Raw genomic sequence first — 22637 nt, 5'->3', positions numbered from 1 at the left:
CTGCTTCCCACGATCGGGCAGGCGTAAAGAGGCGCCCTCGCTGCCAGAAGCATTCAGGCGCCTCTTGGCTCAAACGCTAGCAGTCGGGTGGGGCGGGACTTCCCGGCTCAGAACGTGTGGATGTCGGTGATTCGGCCGGCTTTGCGGTCTGGGCGCGACGGCTTGTGCTAGGCACCGCAACGGTGCTTACTGTGTCTTGACGGTTTTCGTGAATCCGCTGGGCGCGTGGTGCGCGGTGCGGATGTACCGGTTCCCGCGGATCGCGGGGACCAGCCGGCACCCACTTAACCTTGCCGTTTTCCCGCACGATGCGGCCACGACCCGGCAGTCCGTTAATAGCGTTGTGGTATTTGCACAGCGGGGTGAGGTTTTCAGGATTCGTTTCGCCGCCGTGTCTCCATTCTTGGATGTGGTGTATCTGGCAATAGTCAGCCCCACACAAGCAACGGCCCCAAGCACAGGTTGGTTGTTCCCCACTTGCCATGATGCGCTGCTTCTCCGAGGCAACCCGCTGGGTGCGGTGAAGTTCCACGGGGCCTTTGACACGGTCGACGAGCATGACGAGTCCTTCTTCGGCGAACTCCCGCTCGATAAGTTCTTTGCCCGTAATCTTGGCGCCGTTGGATAGCTGGACCACGATATCCCCGAGGTCAGGCGCTGCACTGGAGGCAGATGCTGTGGTGTCGTGGCCGGGCGTCACATCGCTGCTGCCAGCACGTGCATCGTGGCCGGCATCAGCAGTGGGTGTATCTGGCTGGCTGGAAGCAGGAGTTGCGGCTGCAGAGGACGCTGTTGTGCAGGAAAGAGGTGCCGAGGAAGGCGCATTCGATTCTGCGGAGTCGGGGCGCGGGGTGGACGGGTCGCCCAAGCGGCCCAAGATTGTGGCGTACTCGGGAAGCTCCATGACGGCGAGGGTCTGGGGTACGGGGCGGGCGAGGCGGCCTTCTCGAAACGCAGCCGTAAACGAGCCGACGGGATCGTCTTCGTCGATGTTGGGACGCAGGTCCTCGATGAGCGCGGCCGGGGCCGTGAGCGTAAGTTTGGATAGCTCCTTTCCACGGCGAATTGTCACGCCAGGCTTTGGCGCGGGCGGCGGGTTGAGCTCACGGATGCGCTTGCGTGCATAGTGGGCCACGGCCTTTTCATCACCAGCTATGCCGCACAACTCAATGCGCAAATCCCACGCCTCACGCTGCTTCTTCAGCCTTCCTGCGAAGCGCTCAATGAGCAGCAGCGTGGGCAGGGCGTGGCCATTATCGCGAGCCGCTGCAATAGCGCGCGCTTGTTTGCGCTTAAAGGAGGTGGGGGCAAAGTAGACGTCGAAAAGCGCCAGCAAGGCGCGTGCCACAGACTCGGGACCCCACGCCCGCAGCTGCTCGAAGCTGAGCCCCGCAACGCCGGCGACGAGCTCGATGCCCGCCGCCTGGCTGCGAAGATGCGCTTCCACAAGGTTCATGCCAGCAACGCTAAACGCCCCACCCGCACCGCACAACGGCGCCGCCGCCAGCCTGTGGATAACTTGTTGATCGTGTCATCATTAGTTTTCTTTTTAATGAAACTCATTCACAATGATAGGCATGACTAACCTGAATCCGTGGCGTACTGGGCTCATCAGTTTTCTTAGCCTCTCCGCCCTGATAACGCTTGCGGGTTTGTTTCTACTACGCCCCACCACCCCGCCATCCGAGCACACCAGCGCCGATTTCTTCGCTACCTATGCGCTCAATCAGCCACAGGTGACCGGAACCGTCGACCGCATCGATCATCATCTTTGCAGCGATCCCCATGCCGGCCGGGCTTTCGACGAAGCCCCGCTGATTCCCGCCGCGAGCGAGGACACCAGCTGCACCCGCGCACTGATAGATCTGACCTCCGGCGAGGACACGGGGCGCAAAACCCAACTCATCTTCCACGGCCTGGCCAGTGACCCGATCCTAAACCAGGGCGATGAGATAGTGCTTTCCCATTCCGCGGATGGCACCTATGCCTTCGCTGATTTTCAGCGCAGTGGAAACCTTGCGTTATGGGCTATTATCGCGGCCCTTGTTGTCGTCGGCTTCGCCGCCTGGCACGGACTGCGCGCACTGCTGGGCCTAGTAATCAGCTTGGCAATCGTCTTCTTTTACCTCATCCCCTCCCTCATCGAGGGCCATTCGGCGCTGCCGCTGGCGCTCGTTACCTGCGCGGCCATCCTTTTCCTCGCCGTTCCTCTCGTGCACGGCGTGAACTGGAAATCAGCCTCCGCCCTGGGAGGCGCATTGGTGGCGCTAGCGTTGTCGGGGGCGTTGGGGTGGGCGTCGATAAGCAGCACGGCGCTAACAGGCTCGAGCTCGGAAGATAACCTCAAGTTACTGCTCTACATGCCAGGGGTTTCCGTGGTGGGCGTGCTGCTGTGCGGGTTCATCATCGGCGCGCTCGGCAGCCTCAACGACATCGCGGTGGCGCAGGCCTCCACCGTGCGCGAGCTCCACGCCGCCGACCCCGCAGCCGGGCCCGGCGCGCTTTTCATGTCAGCCATGAAGGTGGGCCGCGACCATATCGCTTCCATGGTGTATACCATCGTGCTGACCTATACCGGCGCGGCCCTGCCCCTGCTCATGCTCATCACGGCGGCGCAGCGCCCAGCCCTGCAGATCCTCTCCAGTGACCTCGTCGCCACGGAGGTTCTGCGCTCCCTGCTGGGCGCGATGGCCTTGACACTTGCGGTACCGCTGACCACCGCGATTGCGGCGTTTACTGTGCCGGAAGGACGCGACCAAGCGCCTCGACGGTCCAGCCCGCGGCACGCCAAGCATCGACGCTGAGCACGTTGCGGCCATCGATGATGTGGCGGCGGGCCACGAGTGCACCAGCCTCAACCGGGTCGAGGTCGCGGAATTCCTGCCACTCGGTGGCCAAGATGACCAGCTCGGAGTCCTTCAACGCCTCGCTTGCCGACGCCGCGTAGTTCAACGTCGGGAATACCTTCTTGGCGTTCTCCATACCTTGCGGGTCATAGACCGTGACGGCGGCACCGGCCAGAGAGAGCGAACCGGCCACGGAGAGCGCTGGCGAATCGCGGACGTCATCAGAATTGGGCTTGAAAGCGCAGCCCAGCACGGTAACGCGGTGGCCCAGAAGGGAGCCATCGAAAGTCTGCTTAGCCAGATCCACGACGCGGTCGCGGCGGCGCATGTTGATGGCGTCGACCTCGCGCAGGAAGGTCAGCGCCTGATCCGCACCCAGCTCGCCGGCGCGCGCCATGAAGGCACGGATGTCCTTGGGCAGGCAGCCGCCGCCGAAGCCCAAGCCCGCACCGAGGAACTTGCGGCCGATGCGCTCGTCGTAGCCGATGGCGTCGGCAAGCTTGACCACGTCCGCACCGGCAATCTCGCAGATTTCAGAGACCGCGTTGATGAAGGAAATCTTGGTGGCCAAAAAGGCGTTGGCGGAGACCTTGACTAGCTCGGCGGTCTGCAGGTCGGTCACGATGAACGGGGTGTTCTGTGCCAGCGGCTGGGCATAGACCTCGCGGGCGACCTCTTCGGCTCTACTTTCGGCGAATTCGCCGACGCCGAGGACGATACGGTCCGGGGTGATGGTGTCCTTGACGGCATAGCCCTCGCGCAGGAACTCCGGGTTCCAGGCAATCTCCACGCTGGTGCCCTCCGGGGCGAGTTCATCCGCCATTTTCTGCAGCTCCGCTGCGGTGCCCACGGGGACGGTGGACTTGCCGAAGATGATGTGCTCGCCCTTGAGGCGCGGCACGAGCTCCGTGATGACGGACTTCACGTAGGTTAGGTCCGCCGCATAGGAGCCGTGGGCCTGCGGCGTTCCTACGCCGAGGAAGTGCAGGTTGGCGAATTCCGCGGCGTCGTCATAGCTGGTGGAAAAGCCCAGGCGGCCAGACTCGATGTTGCGCTCGAGCACCTCCGGAAGACCGGGCTCGTAGAACGGCACGCGGCCGTTCTTGAGGGCTTCAATCTTGTTTTCATCAACATCTACGCCGAGTACCTCGTGGCCGAGTTCCGCCATGCAGGCAGCGTGCGTCGCACCCAGGTAGCCGGTACCAATCACAGTCATACGCATAACCGGGAATTTTAGGCGCGGTTGACCTGAAGCGCGCGGCGAGAACGAAAAGTTTAACGGAAGTTCAGATAGGACTTCGACGGTGTAGGCCCGCGCTGGCCCTGGTACTTCGAGCCCAGCGCGCCGGAGCCATACGGCGCCTCGGCAGGCGAAGACATCTTGAAGATGGCCAACTGGCCCACCTTCATCCCCGGCCACAGTGAAATGGGCAGGTTAGCGGTATTGGACAGCTCGAGCGTGATGTGCCCGGAGAAGCCCGGATCGATGAAGCCTGCCGTGGAGTGCGTTAGCAAGCCCAGGCGCCCCAGGGAGGACTTGCCTTCCAAACGACCCGCGAGGTTGGCTGGCAAAGTGAACTTTTCCAGCGTGGCGCCCAGCACGAACTCGCCGGGGTGCAGGACGAAGGCATCGCCCTCAGCCACCTCCACCTCGCTGGTGAGGTCCGGCATTTCCTGTTTGGGGTCAATATGCGTGTAGCGCGAGTTATTAAACACGCGGAAGAACTTGTCCAAGCGCACGTCGATAGACGAGGGCTGGACCATCTCGGCGTCATAAGGCTCGATACTCAAACGCTCGGGAGCATCAGCGGCGATGGCGGCACGGATATCACGATCAGAAAGAAGCACGGTTGATAGTCTACCTCCCCACTGGGCCTTTTATGGCCTCGGGCGGCGGCGGTGCTAAGCTTTACGACGATGCACAATCTGCATTGCGCCGACGTAGTTTAATGGTAGAACTGCAGCTTCCCAAGCTGCTGGCGCGGGTTCGATTCCCGTCGTCGGCTCCACGCGTTTTCCCATTTCATGGACTAATTTCATACCTACAGGATGGACCATGACAGCCCCTATCTTCACGCCCAAAACCACAGCGGAGCTTCGCGCTGAGCGTGAGCATGTACTTCAAGAGCTTGCGCCCCGCACAATCGATGAGCTCCGCGAACAGCGCACGGTTGATCAAATCTTGGCCATCGACGAGGAAACTCTGAATCGGTATGAAGCCCTGTGCTTTGTTATCGGCGACTAGACAGACACGTTTTCTCTCAGAGCTACTTTCCCTAGCCTGAGATTCGAAAACTACCCCCACGTCAATACCAGGGCGTGCGGCAACAGACCCCCACACAGGCAGGACACAATGGGCAAGCACGAACCAGCGGAAAACACCGACGCACCCAAGAAAAAGGGCGTCAATCCCAACGCCATCATTGCGTTGCTCCTGATTCTCGTCGGCCTTGGCGTCCTGCTTTACCCCGTCGTAGCCACGCAATGGAACAACTACACCCAATCCCGGGCCGCGGAGGAATACGCCAAGCTGGAGAAGCAAGCCCCGCCTGAGGTCCTGCACACCGCGTGGGAGGAAGCACAAGCCTACAACGCTGGGTTGGGCCAGATCAGCATCGGCGACGCTTGGACCACCACCGATGACGAAGACTCCCCCGAGTACCAGCGATACCGCCAGTACCTGTCGGTATTGTCTGAGACCGATGCCATGGGTCGCATAGTCATCCCTTCCATCGATTCTGATCTGCCTATTTATCACGGCACGTCGGAGAAGGCACTCTCCCGCGGTGCGGGCCACCTCTACGGCACGGACCTTCCTGTCGGTGGGGTGGGAAACGGCGAGGGCCGACACGCAGCACTCTCTGCCCACACAGGTCTACAGAACGCCACGCTGTGGGACAACCTCACCAAGGTCAAAAAGGGTGATGCTTTCTACATCGCCGCCGGCGGCGAGAAGCTCAAGTACGAGGTCCACGATATTCGCGTCGTCGAGCCTGCGGACACCAGCGCTCTTCACCGTGAGCCGGGTCAGGACATCATTACGCTCATTACCTGCACTCCCTACGGCGTAAACACCCACCGCTTGCTCATCACAGGCCACCGAGTGCCGATGGATCCGGAAGACGAGGCCGCATTCAACAGCTCGGGTGTTCACTGGCAGTGGTGGATGTGGGCCATCCTGGCTGCCGCTGCCATCATCATGCTTCTGCTCATCTACTGGTGGCGCAAATATGTCAGCAATGCCAAGGACGCTGCGCTTGACGACGACCCGCAAGAGTCCTAACCGACAATGAATATGCAATAAGGCCCGCCCTTCCCTGGAAGAGCGGGCCTTTCTAAAAGTAGCTGCAAGCGCTGGTTCTATACCCGGCGACGTCGCAAAGCGAGGCACCCTGCCGCGACAATAGCGGCACCGGCGAGAGCCCACAGGCCCACGCCCTCACCACCGGTCTTGGGCAGTGCGCCCTTGGTGATGTCAGCGACCTGAAGGACGCCGATCTTCTTCACGCAATTGGCAGCGGTGTCGGACTCAGCGCACCTATTACTGGTGATCGCTGTGCCTCCGGAGAGAACCTTGATGACTGCATTGCCATTCTGATCCCACTCCGTCGAGAACTTGATCGGCGCGGGCAGCAGGTTATAGCCGTCCGGCGCCTTGGTCTCGATTAGGTAGTACACGCCAGGGGCATCCAAGCCTTCGAGCTTGACACGGCCTGTGGTGGTGGTCGTGGACTGCTTCACCACGGGGTTAGCATCAGTGTTGACGCTGCCATCTGGGTTTAGTTTCAGGTTTCCGTCAGCGTCACCGCGGTGGACGGTGAACTGCGCGCCATCGAGCAACCCGTCGGTTTGAATCTCGCCCGGGTTGTCCGGGTTATAGCTCGCCTTTTCGAGCAGAACGTCCATCGTTTCCTTGGTCTCCAGCGGGATACAGTCAGTATCCTTCCAGCCACCCATTTCTGCCTCGTTCATGAGGCCAAAGTTGGGCTCGTGCAGGCCATCCTTGGTGTAGCAGCGGGTGTTTCCTGCAGGTTGGCTCGGGTAGCCGGCTGGGACGGAGGTGCTGTCCAGTTTTGAGCGATCCAGCTTGAAGCGCACCGTTACCTCGTAGACGTGCTGTCCGGAGCTTCCATTGACGCCCTTGGGCTTAATGATCTTTGGAGTGTCGTTCTTGTTGAGTTCATACGGACCGGCCCCCTGGTACGACTGCGGCTGGCTGGTCTTGTTGAACTCGTCCTTGAAGACCACAGTGGCCCCAGTAACCGTGGCGGCACCAACGAACTTCGGGGCATCCGTCAGCTTTCCGTAGATCACCTCATTGGTGTCGAAGCCGGGAGCATCCGGGGCGGCTACTACGACGTTGTACTTCGCGGTATATTCATTCGCCGCACCAGGAACAGGTTGCGGTGCACTGTCGACAGCAACCTTGCTGAAGCAGGCTTCAGTAGCAACGTTGTCGCTACCGGCCTCACCATCAGTGGCTTGGAAAGCCACTTTGTTCGGGCTACACACCGTCTTGAGGTTGCCGTATTTATCCGTTCGCACCGGCGCAGAGACGACATACTCTACCTTCGCGTGTCCTGGAAGTGTACCAACATAACCCTTCATGTATCGGGACTCACCGTCCGCTCCGGACGGGACAGTCATGCCTGCATAAATACCGGCCCCCGGGCCAATCTCGTTAGGCCCTGGATTACGCCCGTTGACGAGTGTGGATCCAGGCCCAAAGCCTTCGAACTTAGCAGTGGGACCGGAAGCATTCACCCCATAGTGAGTATCCGTTGGTAGGTACTCCCAGAACGTGCCTCCCGAGCTGGCGTTAGCTGTGGTGTTTTCCACCGAAATGGTCCAGAAAGTACGGACCTCGCCGTTTACCGCCTTGGTCTCGGAGCGTTGCTTCTTCACTGCAATGTTGGATTGCAGCGCTGGCGGCGGCGGCACCAGATCGGAAGCAGCATCCGTGTTAAATGAAGCAGGCAGGTTGTTCATTATGTTGACCAACTCGAACGTCGGACTTTCGGAGTCCGGGTTACTGATTTTTAGCTCAAAACCCAGCTGATTCGCAGCCGAACTACCCGATCCAAACCCTAGGTTTCCATTGGAATAGGTCCATGCCTTGCCCCACGAGGCGGAGGGGTTGGAGATAGTGCGCCCGTCCAAAGTCTTGATTCCCGTGAGATCCCAGGTCTTGACTGCCCCGGTCTGAGTATCGATGCGTTCAAGAATCAGCTTGTCGCCGGCCTGAGATCTACTCTGGAAGCCCCACATGTACTTCTGGGCTTGAGGGAGCACCGCCCAGTCCTCCGAAAAAGACCGCTGGTTTCCGAACACGCGTTTAGCAGTGACATTATCGACATCGATTCTATAAAGGCGCCGAGTACCAGAGGTAGACGTGTTAGCCACGAAGAAACCCTCGCTGGTATACACGCCCGCGTTAAGCAGATCCCGGTCGCTGCTCGTTTCGAAAGGGGTACCGGTGCTTCCGGACGTAAGGATAGGCCCAAGGTTATGTACCACACCGGTCGCCGGATTAATCTGCAGGAGATTTCCTGCAGGGTAGCAGGGATCACCATTTTGACCGCGAATCTGGCTTACCGCATAAAGCCAGTTATCACTCGAGTTGAAGGCGAGGGCGTTGTAAACCCACCGCGACTTTTCCCCCACCGACCGGAAGTCTTGGCCTTGATTTACTTGCCGGCTCAGGATAGAAGTATCTCGGCGAAGATCCTTTGGCTCACTGGTCACAACGTAGACAGGGCTACCGTCAGCAAATTCAGCTGGGGTGAGATCGCGCTTTGGCTGTCTGCTTGTAACCGGATCTTGGCACTCCTCTTTCGCAGGAACGGTGAAGGAAGCTGTAAACACTGTATCGGCTGGCCCGCGGTGAACACCCTTAAACTGAATCTGTGCGGTGCCGCCAATAGTAATCTGCGGCAGGATGACTTGGTATTCCTTGGCGCTAATCCTTTTGTAGGTCACCTTCGCCTCATACCAACCTCCGTTGGCACCGGTGTAATAGATCGTCAGGTCATCAGGGTTAGTCGATAAATAACTGTTAACGCTGGATTTGAGGGTAACCACCGTGCCTTGCGGAATGGACAGCTGGCCGCCAAAAAGCTCACCGGCCGGAATCTTAAAGTTCGGGATATAGCGGCTTCCCTTGAGCACGTATCCATCGTTTACCATCGTGATGGTGCGGTCGCCTGCAGCGTACGGGGTAATGTTCGGTGCTGCCATCAGGCGAGCTGGAGCCTCGTCAACGTCAGCAATTTCCAGCGGCTCAGTCACTTCCGAAGGAGCTTCTGGGGTTTCGCTGGATTCCGTTGAAGACGTGCTGGGCGTCTCCTCGGCTACTCCCCGCACATCGACGGACATCCCACTAAGTTCGGAATCCTCTGCGACCGCTGGGGTCTTCAATGAGAAAGCTGCTCCTGCTGGCACGTCAGTAGAAAGGCCAGTGATTCGGAAAGTCACTGAAGAGCTGGTTGATTTTACAACGAGGTTGTCTCCTTCGCGGACGGGGATCACTTCGCCGTCGATAGTCAGTGTGTAGGCCGAGCCGTCGAACTCCAGTCCTGCAGTCTCAACAGTGAATTCCAACTCCTCCACGGTTCCGGCGTCAACAAAGTGGCCTGCAAATGTTGCGGAGTCGCCAGCAGTCAGGCTCAGCTGGTCTGCAGAATCGAGCTCGGTGCGCAGAGCCGTGGTTTGTGCTTCGGCGACGGCACCAACGATTCCGGGCAGAGCAGCCGGTGCAGCAACACCAACAACGAGAGCCAGTGCAGCAATGAACGCCGCAAGAGCACGCCAGCGGTACACAACCGGCTCGACCGGATGAGAATCTGTCCAGGACATTAGCGTCCCTCGCTTTCTGAATTCTTCCTACGGCTAGAGGCAATCATCACGAAACCAGTGGCGATCAACACCAACGCTGCGGCAACCACACCGAGTACCTGTGCACCGGTCATCGCCAATGAGCCACCATTCCCCGACGGCGTTACTGGGGTTGAAGTCTTACCGCCGTCTGGAGTCCTCGGTGGCGTTGTCTCGGGTTGGTGCGGCGGCTTCCCTGGTTTAGTCGGTGGATAGTTCGGAGGTGTTTGCGGGGTGTCCGGGTGTGACGGCGGAGCGCTCGGGGTAGTTGGCGACGTGGTTGGCGTCGGCGTTTCGCCCGGCTTATGGGTCTTAGCCACGATTACTCCTGGCACTGGGTTCGGATTGTCCGCCACAGTGTGGAATGGAACCGCTACCACAAATGGGTTGATCTCCCGGTAGGAGTCATCTGGCGCCGTCGACGTCACTACGTAGAAGCCATCCGCTAGACCGTCAAAGGTCACCTCTCCATTAGCATCGGTGATCTGATCCACGTGCACATCGGTACGCCATTCACGAACCTCGTCCAAATTCGCGTCTTGCACGCGTGCTGCATCGTCAGCGTTGTTTGGATCGAGGCCGGCAAGCCGGGCTAGATGAATCGTGACTCCCTGTACTTGTCCCGAGGGGGCCTGCCCATCGTCGTCGGGATTGCCCTGCGTGAGCCGAACAGTCACCGTATCCGAGTCTACGGTACGCTCCGCACTAGTAGTCTGCTGCCCGGCAACCTGTACCGCTCCCGCAGCAACCATGCCCGGCCCAGCGAACGCAATTGCACACGCTACTCCGACGGTAACCATTTGGGCCGACCATGTATTTGTCAACCTCTTCATCGCCTTACTCCCGCACGCTACTTTCTTCATTAATAACTTCTTGTGCTCCGGCAGCCGCCTTGTGCCGTCGCAGCCACCACACCAGCCAGCAACCAATGACAATCACTGCAGCCAACAGTGCGTACATCCACCATTGCCAACCCGGGCCGTGGGAGCCATCAAATACCGACTCCTCCCCCGGCTCCATGGGAACCTGATGTCCACGAACCAATAAGCGATGTGTGTTGATCCCGTACGGGGTACACGTAATCAGCGTGACGTAATCCTGATCGGCTACTGGCCGTAGGCCATCAACTTCACTCGGCAGAACTACTTGAATGCTGTCGACGACGTACTTCAATTTGTGGCCAGCAACCTGGATGTAGAACGCATCTCCCTCGGTCGCAGAGTCGAGGTGATCAAACATTGTCGAATTCGCTAGGCCCGTGTGCCCCGTGATGACGGAGTGGGTTCCTGGTCCGCCTACCGGCAAATCAGAGCCATACAAATGCCCTAATCCACGCTGCAGTGTCTTATCCGCGGTGCCGTGAAACACCGGTAAATCAACATCTACCGCTGGAAACACGAGGCGAGCCATCGCTTCGTTCTCGCCCAACTGCTTCAGATAAGCCTCATAGTCGGGATTGTCTACCCCGATACGGTTCAGCCACGGATCCAGAATCGGACCCGACGTATGCTCCTCGTTGTATGCATGCGCAGCATCCCAGACCGAATCCTGCACCTGTGCCGGTGTCTCTTTATCCAGTCGCGCATATTCCTGTGCCACCCGTGAGGCATTCCAATTGTTCCATGCGGTCGAGACCACTGGGTACAGCATCACCAACAACCCGACGACAACGATTACCGCCGGAAGGACTAGACCTCCACGGCGCCTGTGCCGCCGGCTCGAATCTTGGTCTAACACCGAAGTCAACGACCCGCACCACCCAAATCAATGTCCCACGCGCAAACACCGCGCGACCGGGATAACAACGAGAGAGAAAGAAGGGGACTGCAATCTAAGTCCCCTAACTGGGTCGAGCACCCTACTTTGGTTACCCGACCCCCAGTGCAGACCATCATGGATGGTCTGCACCACCGGAACTATGCCCGGCTATTAGTTGCGCGCGGTACGACGAGCGAACCAAGCACCAGCAGCAACAATCGCTGCGCCAATAGCAGCCAGGATGCCCACACCGGCGCCACCGGTCATCGGCAGGTTCGGGGTGTCCTGCTTAATGTTGTCGATCTCGGACACGAGGGTAATCTTGTCGTCACCGTTCAGTTCACCAGTCTTCGCGATGTTGTCGCGAGTGAAGTCAATCTCAGTAACGTTTTTCTCCGGCAGCGCATAGCCGGCCGGAGCCTTAGTCTCCTTCAGACAGAACTTCTTCACGTCAGTGACCTGTGCGTTGTCCGCGAAATCGGTGACATGCAAGCCATCGATAGTGATGGTGCCGTCCTCACCGGTGGTCCACTTGTTCGCACCGTTTACCGTCAGCGGGTTCTCGAGCTTATCCTGCGCGGAGGCACATCGGTAGAGCTCGAACTCCGCACCTTGCAGGACCTTGCCGGCTTCCTTGCCATCCTTCTTCACAACCTTGAGCTTGCCGTGATAGGTCACGACCTCGTTGGTCTTGTTTTTGACCTCATTGCCCGTGTTCGGGTTGTTGAAGATGACGTCAGCCTGGTTCTTCAGCTCAGTGGTGGCACCGACTTCTTTGCGCTTGACGTCGAAAGTCAGGGACAACTTGTCACCGGAGTTGACCTTAGCCAGGCCCTGCTCGGTGAGGGTTACGACAAGCTTGTTGCCGTTGGCCTTCGGGTCATTGACCTTGTAGTCACCCGCAGTGAGAACCGTATCGCCAGCCTTAACTTCAGTGACCTTCTGGAAATCAAGGCGCTGATCCAGCTGATCCTCGAAGCGGAAGGCAGTCAGGCTCTTGCCTTCACCCCAAGTCGGAGCATCCGCGTTGATGGTGTAGGTGTACGCGTCCTGGATGTTCTGATCTGCATCCTTGACAGTCTTCTTGGTCGTGGTTTTCGTGTTCTTCGGGTACGCGATGACGTCGTAGTTCCAGGCATCCGATGCCTTGTTAACCATCGGCACCGACACGATGAACGGAGCACCGGCAACGATGCCGTCCGGAGCGTTAGTTTCCTCTACCAAGTAGATGCCCAAAGGCAGATCAGTGAAAGCTGCCTTGCCATCAGTGCCGGTGGTTTCTTCCTTGGTTTCCGCAGTCTTCTTGTCGTCCTTGACGTCAGCAGCCGACTTCGGGAACGCCGCCCAATCATCCTTCTGCAGGTCGTAATCGAGCTTGGTGATCTTGTAGGTCACGCCAGACAGAGCCTCACCCGGAACGCCTGCCATTTCCTTACCGGTAGCCTCAGTACCAGACTCAGCACCCTTCTTCTTGAAGAGGGTGATAGAGCCCTTCTTAGTGAAATCGATGTTTGCTTTGTTCACGGCCCCTTGCTCAGCGCCAGGATTCTCCTGGGCCAGTGCACCCGGAGCGGAAACGCCCAAAGCGAGTCCGGCGATAGCAGCGAAGGCAACTGAACGAGCGGTACGAGAGATCTTGTTCACGGAAACTGGTCCTTTACACGAGTTCTGAAATGAGGCACCGCGCCTCATTGGCTGTGTGCAATCCATTCCCCACGGTTCACGCACCATGACCTGACTCGTTGCTAAGAATCTTTCGCCTGCCGAGAGTAGTTTTCAGGTGGAAACGTCTACGCAGGCCCCAACCTTAACTAACGATAGCCTGTGGATTACATAACTAGATTCTACCCCAGCGTGTTGGGCAAAGTCCCCGACTAAAGCTCCTCCCCCGCAAAACCGGCTAAACTTCTCAAGAATCCGCACGGTCCACCCAAACGTGAAGACTCCTTCTGCAGTTCAACTAATGCTTTCGAGACGTCATCTAGTTTTGTGTGAAACTGAACAGATTACCCCTTTAAGGGGGTAAGCCTGCTCGATTTTACACCCGTTACATAGAATGCAAGCTTCACGCAGGAGAGTAGCTTCCCAGAGAGCACCTTCCAACGACGACGAAACGAACCATATATGCTGCCAATACCACCAGGTAGAACATCCCCTTTGATGACCCATAAAAGGAAGCGTCACCAAGAGCGCTCAAGGTACCCTGAACTCATTTAGATTCTCAGCCTTCAACAGCCCACGTACCAAAGAGTTAATAGCGTTAAGATTCCTGACAAGAGCTCTCTACGTACTCTGAGCCTCGTCGACAGCACGAAGAAGCGCCGCATAGGCACCGCCGCACGCAAGCAGCTCGGCGTGGGTGCCGCGCTCGACCACGCGGCCAGCGTCGAGGACGATGATCTGGTCGGCATCGCGGATAGTGGACAGGCGGTGGGCGATGACCAAGCGGGTAGCATCCGCGCCAAGCACTGCCTCCTGGATGGCGCGCTCCGTCTCGTTGTCGAGGGCGGAGGTGGCCTCATCCAAGATGAGCACCCGTGGTTGGCGCAGCAACGTGCGGGCAAGCGAAAGGCGCTGCTGCTCACCGCCGGAGAAGCGGTAGCCGCGCGAGCCCACCACTGTGTCCAGACCTTCCGGCAGCGCGGCGATGACCTCGTCCACGCGCGCGGCGTTAAGCGCCGCCCACATCTGTTCCTCACTCGCATTCGGCTGCGCGAAGAGGAGGTTCTCCCGCACCGTGCCGTGGATCAAGTAGGTCTCTTGGGAGACCACTCCGATAACGTCGGCGCGCTGCTCCGCCGGTACATCACGCAGGTCGACACCGCCCAAGGTTACGGAGCCTTCAGTCGGATCGGCCAAGCGCGCCAGGAGCGCGGCCACCGTGGACTTGCCGGAACCGGTATGCCCCACAAGTGCGGTGGTGGTGTGGGCGGGGATGGAAAGGGAGACGTCGGAAAGCGCGTCGGTGTCGGTGCCGGGGTAGCGGTAGGAAACGTTCTGGAGGGTGAGGGTGGCGTCGGCAAGCTGGGCGGGCTCGGTGGCTTCTGCGAGCTCGGGCTCCAGGTCCAAGTACTCAAAGATGCGGCTGAACAGCGCCATGGACGCCACCCACTGCGCGCCCACGTTGAGCAGCCCAGTAATCGGGCGGAAAATCTGGGTCTGCAGAGTAGAAAAGGCGATGAGCGTGCCAATCGTAATCCCCGGGCGCAGACCAGCCACCAGGTAAATTAGCGCCGGCATCACGCCGAAAATGATTTGGGTCAGCGCCATACGCCAGCGCCCGGCCAGCTGCGATTCCAGCTCCAAGCGGATAAGCGAGCGCGAGGTTGTCTCAAACCCGTCATAAACCCGCTCTTGCGCGCCCAGCGTTGCCGCTAGGCGCATGCCGGACACGGACAGGTTCTCCGAAATGGTCTGCTGCAACGTCGCCTGCGCGCGGCTGTTTTTCTCCATAAGGCTGCGGCGCAGCACGGCGGCGCGGCGGGTGAGCCACACGGCGGGTGGCAGCACCAGCAAGGACAACAGCGAGAGGGTGGGCGAAAGCGCCACCATCGCTACCAACGTGGCCACCGTCATGGTGAGGTTGCTAGCCACGGAGGTCGCGGTGGTGGTCACCATGCCGCGCATCGCCGCGATGTCATTGGTCAGGCGGGATTGGATCTCGCCGCCCCGGTTATTGGTAAAGAACTGCAGCGATTGGCGCTGCAGGTTGGCAAAGACCTGCGTGCGCAGCTCGTGCATGATGGTGTGCCCCACCCGCGCGGATAAAAAGGACTGGATAACGCCGATGGCCTGAGAGACCACGGTGATGGCCAGCATGCCGCCCACCAGCCACAACAGCAGTGCGGTGTCGTGGTTGGGAATGGCCTCGTCCACGGTGCGGCGCACCAAGAAAGGCTGCACCACCGTCAGCCCGGAGGTGGCGATGATGAGCGCTACCACCACAAGCAGCGTGCCGCGGTGGGCTGCGAAAAGGCCGGCGACGCGACCAAACTTCACTGGGTGCTGGGCCAGCTGATCGACGTCCGCCGGGTCCTTCACCGCGGTGTGCATCGGCCGGGTCATGGCTTAACCGCAGGTAACGATGGGCTGCGGGTCATAGACCGTGGTGGTGGTCTCCCGGGAGATTTCCTTGCCGGAGAGGTCCTTGATCACGCGGGTATCCGAGGTGGTGAAGCCCGGCGTGCCAGACGACGGCGAGCAGTCCTCGCTCACCGACTTGCGCTGCGGCTCGGTCTTGGCCCAGCGGCCGTTGTTGATGGACTCGACCTCAACCGTCTTCACGCCCTTGAAGCGCACGGTGATCTCGTCACCAAAGCTGGTTTCGATGCGCACCGGGTGGTTGGAGGTGTTCTTAAACTGCAGGTCAATTGCGCCTTCGTACACGGTGGCCTCGCGGCCAGCCGGGTAGCGCGAAATGTAATAGGAGTGCGGGGTGTGTGCCACGTCCTCCATGCCGGCGAAGTAGGCCGCGTTGTACAAGGTGGTGGCGAACTGAGAGATGCCGCCGCCCACGGCCTTGCCCGCGTGGCCGTCGATGATGATGCCGGATTCCACATAGCCCTGCGCGGTACCGCGCGGGCCGGTGTAGCCGTTGAGGGAGAAGGTCTCACCCGGGTTGACCACGGCACCGTTGACCTCCTGGGCCACCAGGCGGATATTGGTGCCGGAGGCCCCGGAGAAACCGCCGGTAGAAAACTCGGACACGGTCTCATCGAAGGTGGCCTTCTCTGCCATTTCCGTGGTGAAGTCTGCGGGGTCCGGCTTGTAATCGGCATCCCATTCGCGGTCGTCCTCGCTGCTCACACGGTCCTCGAAGCCCTCGAGGGTCTTCTCCCAGTCGATGATGGAGCCATCCACCGAGGGCGTGATCTGCTTGTCGTTGCCGCTGAAGGAAATTTTGGCGTTGGTGCCGGGCACCTCGGAGCCTTGCATGCGCTCTTGGAAAAGCTCGCGCGCGCGGTTCTTATCCACCTTGAGGCGTAGCTCGCCATCCTCCGCGGCGATGGAGACGAACTGGGAAATCTCCGGCTTGCGCAAGGTGCCGGTGGTGTTGTTCTCGCCCTTCAGGGTGAGCGGGTTATCCAGCGCGCGGGCGGCATCCCCGGTGCGCATGGCCTCAATCGCTTCATCATTAATCTGCGGCTCCACCACCATCGGCTCAACCTCGACGCCCTCGGGGTCGAGCCAGTGCTTGACGACGCCCTCGTGCAGCTCCCCCTCGTCCACCGCCTGGCCCAGTTCGGGTGCGGTCTCCTTGAGGGAGCCGTCGATAAGCTCCAGGTTTCCGTCCTTCGGCTCGATCTTCAGCTCGTTGCCCACGCGCTCGAGCTGGCCGGAAAGCTGGTTCTCATCGATGTCCACGGCGACAGGGATTTCCTGGGTGGGCTTGATGAAGCTGTACAGGCGCGAGAAGGGGTTCAGGGAGGCATCGGGGATGCCATCGACGGCCTTCTGATAGTTCAGGCTCAGGCCGGAGTCCTGGGGGATAAGCTGCGAGCTTTTCTCCCCGGAGCGGATATCCACGGGCTGGGCCGCGACGTCCCCAAGCTCCTGCTCCAGCTTCTCCACCGCAGCGGTGCGCTCCATGCGGGAGATGTCCACGCCGCCGACCGACGTCGCGCGCGGAACCTTGTGCTGGTTGGCCATGACGTCCCACGCGTAGGCGATGCCGGCGATGAGTAGAAGTCCAACGAGCACGCCAAGGGCCACTTGGAGCCCCTTGCGCCGCTGTTGGCTGTGTCCGATTGCCTTTTTCACGTGTACGAGATTAACGGCTGCCAGCTGGTTTTTACTAGTCGCCCTCTTGCTGGGCCACCACGTCGGCGGCCGCGTCGATGACCGCGTTGATGTCATCGTCGGTGGACCACAGCGGCATATCGGCCCCGGCGGTGAGGGCTGCGGCCACGGCCTCCGGCACGCTGAAGTTCTCCGAGATGGAGGCCATCCCTCCCAGGTCATCGGTGTAAATCGTGCCCTCGAAACCCAGTTCCTCGCGGGCCAGCTGGTAAGCCCGCGGGTTGAGGGAGGCGGGCTCGTCCCCTAACCCAGGCACCACGAGGTGGCCCATCATGAGGGCCGCTTCCGGGGCTTGCGGGATTGCCGTGTGGAAAGGCACGAACTCGTGTCCGTACAGTTCTTCCAGCGGCGGGGTAACGGCCTCACCCAGGTGTGTGTCCCCGGAGGCACGCCCGTGGCCCGGGAAGTGCTTGAACACGGCCTTCACGCCGGCGGCCTGCAACCCGCGGGCAAAGGCCGCGCCATACTCGCCGGCGGCCTGTGGGTCGGTGGAGAAGGCGCGATCGCCGACGACCTCCAGGTCTCCCCCATCCACGTCGAGCACGGGGGCGAAGTCCACCGTCACACCGTGGGCGCGCAGGCTCTGCCCAATCTCCGTGGCCAGGGCCTCGACCTCCTCCGGGCTATGGCCTTCCGCCATGGCCTGCGGGGAGGGGTAGTCACCCAAGATTTCGGAGAAGCGCTGCACGCGCCCGCCCTCGAAATCGATGGAGACTTCAAAGTCACGGCCCATCTCCTCGCGCAGGGCGTTCACTCCCCGCGGGCCATCGCTGAGCAGCTCAGGGTCGGCCCAGCTGGGGATAAAGAGCCCGCCCACGCCGGCTTCGAGTTTCGCGCGGGCATCCTCGTAGTTCAGCGCCGGCGGCATGAGCTTGACGGCAGCGCGAGCGCGGACGCCCTCAAGCGCGGCATCGTGTTCTGCCGCGTCCCCCGACGCGGCGCTCGAGGCCGCGGCGCTGGTTTCGCTGGGCGGGGCGTCGGAAAGCACAGGCTCCTCACTACACGCGCTCAGCGCACAGGTAGCACTCAACAGGAGGGCGGGCATTGCTTTTCTCATGCCCACCAGTGTGCCTGAAGCACCCGCGCGGGAAACAACCGGTTGTTAGGATGGTCACATGAATAACGGAGAGACCATGCTCATTGCCTATGACGGCTCCGACCGCGCCGACCGCGCCCTCGAGTACGCCGCGCGGCTCCTGCGCCCCACCGACGTCGAGATCCTCACCGCGTGGGAGCCGTCCGCACGCCAGGCCGCCCGCGCCGTCAGCCGCACCGGGCTGCACCAATCCACGGTCTCACCAGACAGCGTGGAAGATGATCCGGCCTACGAGGAGGCCCTCGCCATCTGCCGCCAGGGCATCGCCAAGGCGGAGACCTTGGGGCTGCGGGGCCATGCCCACCTGGTGGAATCCGTGACGACGATTCAGAGCGCGATTGTCGACGCCGCCCAAGAACTCGACATCGATGTCATCGTCACCGGCACCCGCGCGCTAACCGGCTTCCGCTCGCTGTGGAACAACTCCACCGCGGAGTACATCGTGCGCAACGCAGGCCTGCCGGTCTTCATCGTTCCGCCGGAGAACGATGAGGAGGACGACGACGCAGCGGAGAGCCACTCCTAAAAGGCGGCATCGAGCTGCTAGAATCTGGCGCCATGGCATTCGACAGCGATTCACTCAACAAGCGCACCCTGGGCCCGGCCCTGGGCAGCGCGGTCGTTGGCGTAGCGCTAGGTGTCGTAACCATCCTGGGCATCGCGCAGTTCTCGCAGGCAGATGCCGTTCCAAACGATAATTCCGTCAAGGCCTCCGACGCCGTGATGGGCGGGCCGGAGTACGGCTCCCGCGAGTAAGCGTGCGCGCACGCATCGGGGGGCTTTTCTTTTTAGCCCTCGTGGTTCTGGTGCAGCCATGGGGGCTGACCGCCGCCGATACTAAGCACGACCTGGTGGCCAACCCGGCTGGGTTTTTGGCCGGCGCCCTGCACGCCTATACCGATACTTTTACGCTGGGCCAGCTCCAGAACCAGGCCTATGGCTACCTCTTCCCCCAGGGCTTGTTCTTCTTGCTGGCGGACCCACTTCCGGATTGGATAGCGCAGCGCGCCTGGTGGTTCTTGGTCCTGGCCGTGGGCTTTCTGGGCTTCTTCCGCGTGGTCCGCACAGTGCTTCCCGCCGCGCCGCGCTATGCCGCGCTGATGGGCAGCCTCCTCTATGCGCTCTCCCCGCGCACGCTGACCACGCTGGGCGCGATTTCCTCGGAGACCTGGCCGGTCATGCTGGCCCCCTGGGTGCTGCTGCCCTTCCTGCGGCCGGGCCGTCTGTGCTGGCGGGATGCCGCACCCTCGGTGGTGGCGGTGGCGTGCATGGGCGCGGTTAACGCCACGGCCACACTCGCCGCTTGCCTGCCGGCGGGTGTGATCCTGCTGTGGCGGCGCGCGGGCAAGACCGGCCTGGTGTGGTTGGCTGGGTGCGCTGCGGTATCCGCGTGGTGGATTACCCCGCTGCTCATCCTGGGCCGCTATGCCCCGCCTTTCACGGAATTCATCGAGTCCGCCGGCGTGACCACGCGGTGGCTCAACCTGGCGGAAATCCTGCGCGGCACCACCAGTTGGGCGCCGTTTGTGGATACCGAGCGCGTTGCCGGCAACGAGCTGGCCACCGAGCCGGTCTTCGTGCTTGTCACCGTGGCCGTGGCCGCCCTGGGTCTTATGGGCCTGGCCCGGCTGCCGCGCCTGTGGCCTGCGATGTTGCTCGTGGGCGTGGCCATATTAGGCACGCATGCCGCGTGGTACCTCGACGCGCTCGATGGCCCGCTGGCCGCGTTGCGGAATGTGCACAAATTCGACCCGCTGGTGCGCATCCCACTGGTACTCGGCGTGGCCGCGATTGCTGCCCGGGTGAGGTTGCCGCGGACGTTGGCACTGGGGCGTCGTGAAGCAGCGGGCCTTCTGGTGTGCCTCGTGGTGATGGGCGCGACCGCCCCGGCGTGGGCGGGCAGGCTACTGCCGAAGGGGGCCTACGAGGAGGTGCCCAGCTATTGGCAGGAGGCCGCTTCTTTCATGAACAGCCTGGATACGCGCGTGCTCATCTACCCACCGGCGTCCTTTGCCCGCCAGGACTGGGGGTGGACGCGCGATGAGCCGGCGCAGCCGCTTCTCGACGTCCCCTGGGCCGTCCGCGACGCCGTCCCCCTCATCCCGCCCGAGGCCATCCGTGGTCTGGACGGTGCGATGGCGCAGATCGAACGCGACCCTGCCACCGCGCCCTTAGTGTTGCAACGCCTAGGCATCGGGGCCGTCGCGGTGCGCCACGACCTCATGTCTGGTTCTTCGGACCACATCCCGGGCGAGGTCCACACCTTCGGGGAGGTCGACGTCGTGGTCTTCGACCCCGACCTCTCCATGAACCTGGCGCCTGCGGACCCGCCGCGCGTGGCGGGCGGTGGGGAATCGCTCGCGCTCCTGGAAGGCCCCCACGAGCTCGTCTCCGCCAACGCCGATATCGTCACCGATACTCCCACCTTGCGTGACCGCAACTACGGCACGCTTTCCGGCCCAGTGTCCGCGCCGTTGGCCTCTAGCGACCCATCGACGGTGCGCAACCGACTGCGCGATTATCCCTCTGCCGGCCCGCTGACCCAGGTGGTGGAGCACGATGGCCGCGTCATCGCATCCTCGTCTGCCGCAGATGCCTCCGCCTTCGGCGGGGCAAACCCGGCGCGCTCTCTCACCGCGGCCGTCGACGACGAAAACTCCACCGCCTGGTGGCCAGCACCCGGCGATTCCGGCTGGTTAGAGCTGCATTCTGCGTCTTCGTGGACCTCGCCTACGCTGCGGCTGATGACCACGGGCACGACTGAGGTGACCATCCACAACGGCGACTCCAAGGTCACCGTCACCATGGAGGCCTACCGCGCCCGCGATATCCGCGTGCCCGGCGCGCAGGCCTCCACCATCCGCATCGAGCCACAGCGCCGCACCGGGATTGCCGAGGCCTCCATCGTGGACCAGCCCACCCCGCGGCGCATCGTCACCGTGCCCGATAACTCGCCGGATGCCGAACAGTTCCTCTTCCAGCAGGACAACGAACACATCCTCATCCGCTCTTTCACCGTCCCGCGCGATATGACGGTGCGGGTCTCCGGCGAGAAGACAGTGCTTATCGACGGCTCCCCCCACGCCCCCAACACCACCCTCAATCTCTCCGCGGGACAGCACCTCCTGCGCACCACCGGCGACTGGGCAGCCCTGACCGATACCGTGTCTTCCCTGCCCGCGCCCCTTCCCGCTTCCTCGCGCGCAGCTTCCGAGGACAAAACCGGTTCCTCCGCGGACCCGGCCGCCGCAACCGACCCATCCGACACCGGCTATACCCCGCTCGCTTCCGGCGGCAACCACGACTTTGCTCGGCTCACCTCTGGTGAGCCCATCGAGCCCGCCGACCACGACCGCCTCCTCATCACCGGCCGTGCCTTCAACGAGGGCCTGCGCGGCGAGCTGCGCTCCCCCAACACAGCCGCGGTCTCGACACCAGGTTCGGCACCAAACTCAGCGCCGGCCTCGACGCCGGCCACTAGCTCGGAACCGCTGGCCCTCGAACCGCGTTCCATCGATGCGGACACGCAGGCCTTCCTCGTCCCCGCCGGTGCCAGTGGCACCTTCCACATGTCTTTTGCTGCCGACCGCGCCTATCGCGTCGGCTTGGGCCTCGGCGGCGCGCTCGCCGCGCTGACCACCGCGCTGTGCCTGCTCGTCATGGCCCGCGGCCCCCGCCCTCAATCCGCTTCCCCCGCCACCTCCGCTGCCTCGCCTGCTGCTTACGCAACACACGATTCAGCCGCAAGCGGCCCAGTCGCCGATGCCGCCCTCCCGGTATCCTCCGCGGCTTCCCAAACGGCCTCGCCCGCCCGTGTTGCCCACTCGTCTCTCTCGGCGCGTGTCCGTCTGGCGCTACTCGTCGCGGCAACGATGGTGCTCGTCGCGGGTCTTCCCGGTGTTGCCGCCGCTGCCGCGGCGTGGGTCATTACCCGCTGGACCACGCTGCGCCCCGACTACCTGGCGGGCGCGCTCACCTTGGCCGCGGGCGCGATGCTCGCCCGCGCACCTTGGCCTGCAGAGGGCTACGCCGGCGATTCGCTGCTCGTGCAGCTACTCTGCATTGCGGCTATCACGTGCGCCTGCCTCCCACCCCGCAGCACGCCGTAGGTACCCTGCCTCACCGCATATGGTTCCCCTCAAAAGGCATTAGCCAGATGGTGTCTTTGGGGTCAAGGAAACCATCTGCGGCGATGCAAAAGGTTTGTTTGGGGTCAAGGAAACCGTTTGACTAATGCCTTCTGGAAAATGCCATGTGTGAAGCGG

16 protein-coding genes and 1 tRNA gene are annotated in these 22637 nt (G+C 61.6%); 7 read left to right on the top strand and 10 right to left on the bottom strand.

What is annotated here, in order from left to right:
• Positions 1-76: 76 nt before the first annotated feature.
• Positions 77-1456: an HNH endonuclease signature motif containing protein gene (locus HMPREF2896_RS03170; RefSeq protein ID WP_070448125.1), complete on the bottom strand. Its 1380-nt coding sequence runs from the start codon at positions 1454-1456 to the stop codon at positions 77-79.
• A 121-nt stretch (positions 1457-1577) separates the two neighbouring features.
• Between HMPREF2896_RS03170 and HMPREF2896_RS03165 the strand changes: the two genes are divergently transcribed.
• A complete protein-coding gene (locus HMPREF2896_RS03165; protein ID WP_070717731.1) occupies positions 1578-2804 on the top strand; it encodes a YibE/F family protein in 1227 nt (408 codons plus the stop codon).
• Here the strand turns inward: HMPREF2896_RS03165 and HMPREF2896_RS03160 are convergent.
• Together HMPREF2896_RS03160 and dcd are read right to left on the bottom strand one after the other, a co-directional pair.
• On the bottom strand, positions 2734-4062 hold the full coding sequence (locus tag HMPREF2896_RS03160) for a UDP-glucose dehydrogenase family protein (protein ID WP_070717646.1): 1329 nt from the start codon (positions 4060-4062) through the stop codon (positions 2734-2736). The genes HMPREF2896_RS03165 and HMPREF2896_RS03160 overlap by 71 nt on opposite strands.
• Positions 4063-4121: 59 nt before the next feature.
• Positions 4122-4694 carry a dCTP deaminase gene (gene dcd / locus HMPREF2896_RS03155; protein ID WP_070717642.1) on the bottom strand — a complete coding sequence of 191 codons (573 nt, stop codon included), beginning with the start codon at positions 4692-4694 and terminating at the stop codon, positions 4122-4124.
• Between the two features lie 87 nt (positions 4695-4781).
• On the opposite strand from dcd, the gene HMPREF2896_RS03150 reads away from it, so the two are divergent.
• The 3 genes from HMPREF2896_RS03150 (at position 4782) to HMPREF2896_RS03140 (ending at position 6129) form a co-directional block, all read left to right on the top strand.
• Positions 4782-4855 (top strand) — tRNA-Gly (locus tag HMPREF2896_RS03150).
• Positions 4856-4902: 47 nt separating this feature from the next.
• Positions 4903-5091: a hypothetical protein gene (locus tag HMPREF2896_RS03145; RefSeq protein ID WP_070717641.1), complete on the top strand. Its 189-nt coding sequence runs from the start codon at positions 4903-4905 to the stop codon at positions 5089-5091.
• Between the two features lie 108 nt (positions 5092-5199).
• Entirely contained in the window at positions 5200-6129 is a 930-nt protein-coding gene (locus tag HMPREF2896_RS03140; protein ID WP_070717638.1) for a class C sortase, read from the top strand.
• A gap of 77 nt (positions 6130-6206) precedes the next feature.
• On the opposite strand, the gene HMPREF2896_RS03135 is transcribed toward HMPREF2896_RS03140, so the two are convergent.
• The 7 genes from HMPREF2896_RS03135 to HMPREF2896_RS03105 all read right to left on the bottom strand — a co-directional run bounded on the left by HMPREF2896_RS03135 (position 6207) and on the right by HMPREF2896_RS03105 (position 18333).
• A complete protein-coding gene (locus HMPREF2896_RS03135; protein WP_070717634.1) occupies positions 6207-9701 on the bottom strand; it encodes a prealbumin-like fold domain-containing protein in 3495 nt (1164 codons plus the stop codon).
• On the bottom strand, positions 9701-10519 hold the full coding sequence (locus tag HMPREF2896_RS03130; RefSeq protein WP_141754754.1) for an isopeptide-forming domain-containing protein: 819 nt from the start codon (positions 10517-10519) through the stop codon (positions 9701-9703). Before HMPREF2896_RS03130 ends, HMPREF2896_RS03135 begins: the two co-directional genes overlap by 1 nt.
• A gap of 37 nt (positions 10520-10556) precedes the next feature.
• Positions 10557-11465 carry a class C sortase gene (locus HMPREF2896_RS03125; protein WP_070717627.1) on the bottom strand — a complete coding sequence of 303 codons (909 nt, stop codon included), beginning with the start codon at positions 11463-11465 and terminating at the stop codon, positions 10557-10559.
• Between the two features lie 183 nt (positions 11466-11648).
• A complete protein-coding gene (locus HMPREF2896_RS03120; RefSeq protein ID WP_070717624.1) occupies positions 11649-13121 on the bottom strand; it encodes a SpaH/EbpB family LPXTG-anchored major pilin in 1473 nt (490 codons plus the stop codon).
• Positions 13122-13760: 639 nt separating this feature from the next.
• Positions 13761-15542, bottom strand: coding sequence for an ABC transporter ATP-binding protein (locus tag HMPREF2896_RS03115; RefSeq protein WP_070717621.1), 1782 nt, complete (start codon positions 15540-15542; stop codon positions 13761-13763).
• A 3-nt stretch (positions 15543-15545) separates the two neighbouring features.
• Positions 15546-17237 carry a VanW family protein gene (locus HMPREF2896_RS03110; RefSeq protein WP_210388734.1) on the bottom strand — a complete coding sequence of 564 codons (1692 nt, stop codon included), beginning with the start codon at positions 17235-17237 and terminating at the stop codon, positions 15546-15548.
• A 34-nt stretch (positions 17238-17271) separates the two neighbouring features.
• The gene (locus HMPREF2896_RS03105; protein WP_070717616.1) at positions 17272-18333 is read right to left on the bottom strand and encodes a glycoside hydrolase family 3 N-terminal domain-containing protein; all 1062 of its coding nucleotides are present in this window, start codon (positions 18331-18333) and stop codon (positions 17272-17274) included.
• A gap of 58 nt (positions 18334-18391) precedes the next feature.
• Between HMPREF2896_RS03105 and HMPREF2896_RS03100 the strand changes: the two genes are divergently transcribed.
• The 3 genes from HMPREF2896_RS03100 to HMPREF2896_RS03090 are packed head-to-tail and all read left to right on the top strand — an operon-like array spanning position 18392 to position 22481.
• Positions 18392-18898 carry a universal stress protein gene (locus tag HMPREF2896_RS03100; protein ID WP_070562290.1) on the top strand — a complete coding sequence of 169 codons (507 nt, stop codon included), beginning with the start codon at positions 18392-18394 and terminating at the stop codon, positions 18896-18898.
• 32 nt (positions 18899-18930) lie between these two features.
• A complete protein-coding gene (locus HMPREF2896_RS03095) occupies positions 18931-19128 on the top strand; it encodes a DUF2613 domain-containing protein (RefSeq protein WP_010188604.1) in 198 nt (65 codons plus the stop codon).
• Positions 19129-19130: 2 nt separating this feature from the next.
• Positions 19131-22481 (top strand): alpha-(1->3)-arabinofuranosyltransferase domain-containing protein, encoded by a 3351-nt coding sequence (locus tag HMPREF2896_RS03090; RefSeq protein ID WP_070717613.1) that lies wholly within the window; start codon positions 19131-19133, stop codon positions 22479-22481.
• Positions 22482-22637 lie beyond the last annotated feature (156 nt).

It is taken from the genome of Corynebacterium sp. HMSC069E04 (genome assembly GCF_001813175.1).
GTDB classification, from domain to species: Bacteria; Actinomycetota; Actinomycetes; order Mycobacteriales; family Mycobacteriaceae; genus Corynebacterium; species Corynebacterium aurimucosum.
Note: the sequence above shows the minus strand (reverse complement) of the source record. Positions and strands in the feature narration are given on the sequence as shown.

Coding starts and splice junctions, on each gene's coding strand:
- HMPREF2896_RS03135 (WP_070717634.1), bottom strand. CDS start 9,701: ATGTCCTGGACAGATTCTCATCCGGTCGAGCCGGTTGTGTACCGCTGG.
- HMPREF2896_RS03100 (WP_070562290.1), top strand. CDS start 18,392: ATGAATAACGGAGAGACCATGCTCATTGCCTATGACGGCTCCGACCGC.
- HMPREF2896_RS03115 (WP_070717621.1), bottom strand. CDS start 15,542: ATGACCCGGCCGATGCACACCGCGGTGAAGGACCCGGCGGACGTCGAT.
- HMPREF2896_RS03140 (WP_070717638.1), top strand. CDS start 5,200: ATGGGCAAGCACGAACCAGCGGAAAACACCGACGCACCCAAGAAAAAG.
- HMPREF2896_RS03130 (WP_141754754.1), bottom strand. CDS start 10,519: ATGGTTACCGTCGGAGTAGCGTGTGCAATTGCGTTCGCTGGGCCGGGC.
- HMPREF2896_RS03170 (WP_070448125.1), bottom strand. CDS start 1,456: ATGAACCTTGTGGAAGCGCATCTTCGCAGCCAGGCGGCGGGCATCGAG.
- HMPREF2896_RS03160 (WP_070717646.1), bottom strand. CDS start 4,062: ATGACTGTGATTGGTACCGGCTACCTGGGTGCGACGCACGCTGCCTGC.
- HMPREF2896_RS03105 (WP_070717616.1), bottom strand. CDS start 18,333: ATGAGAAAAGCAATGCCCGCCCTCCTGTTGAGTGCTACCTGTGCGCTG.
- HMPREF2896_RS03145 (WP_070717641.1), top strand. CDS start 4,903: ATGACAGCCCCTATCTTCACGCCCAAAACCACAGCGGAGCTTCGCGCT.
- HMPREF2896_RS03095 (WP_010188604.1), top strand. CDS start 18,931: ATGGCATTCGACAGCGATTCACTCAACAAGCGCACCCTGGGCCCGGCC.
- HMPREF2896_RS03165 (WP_070717731.1), top strand. CDS start 1,578: ATGACTAACCTGAATCCGTGGCGTACTGGGCTCATCAGTTTTCTTAGC.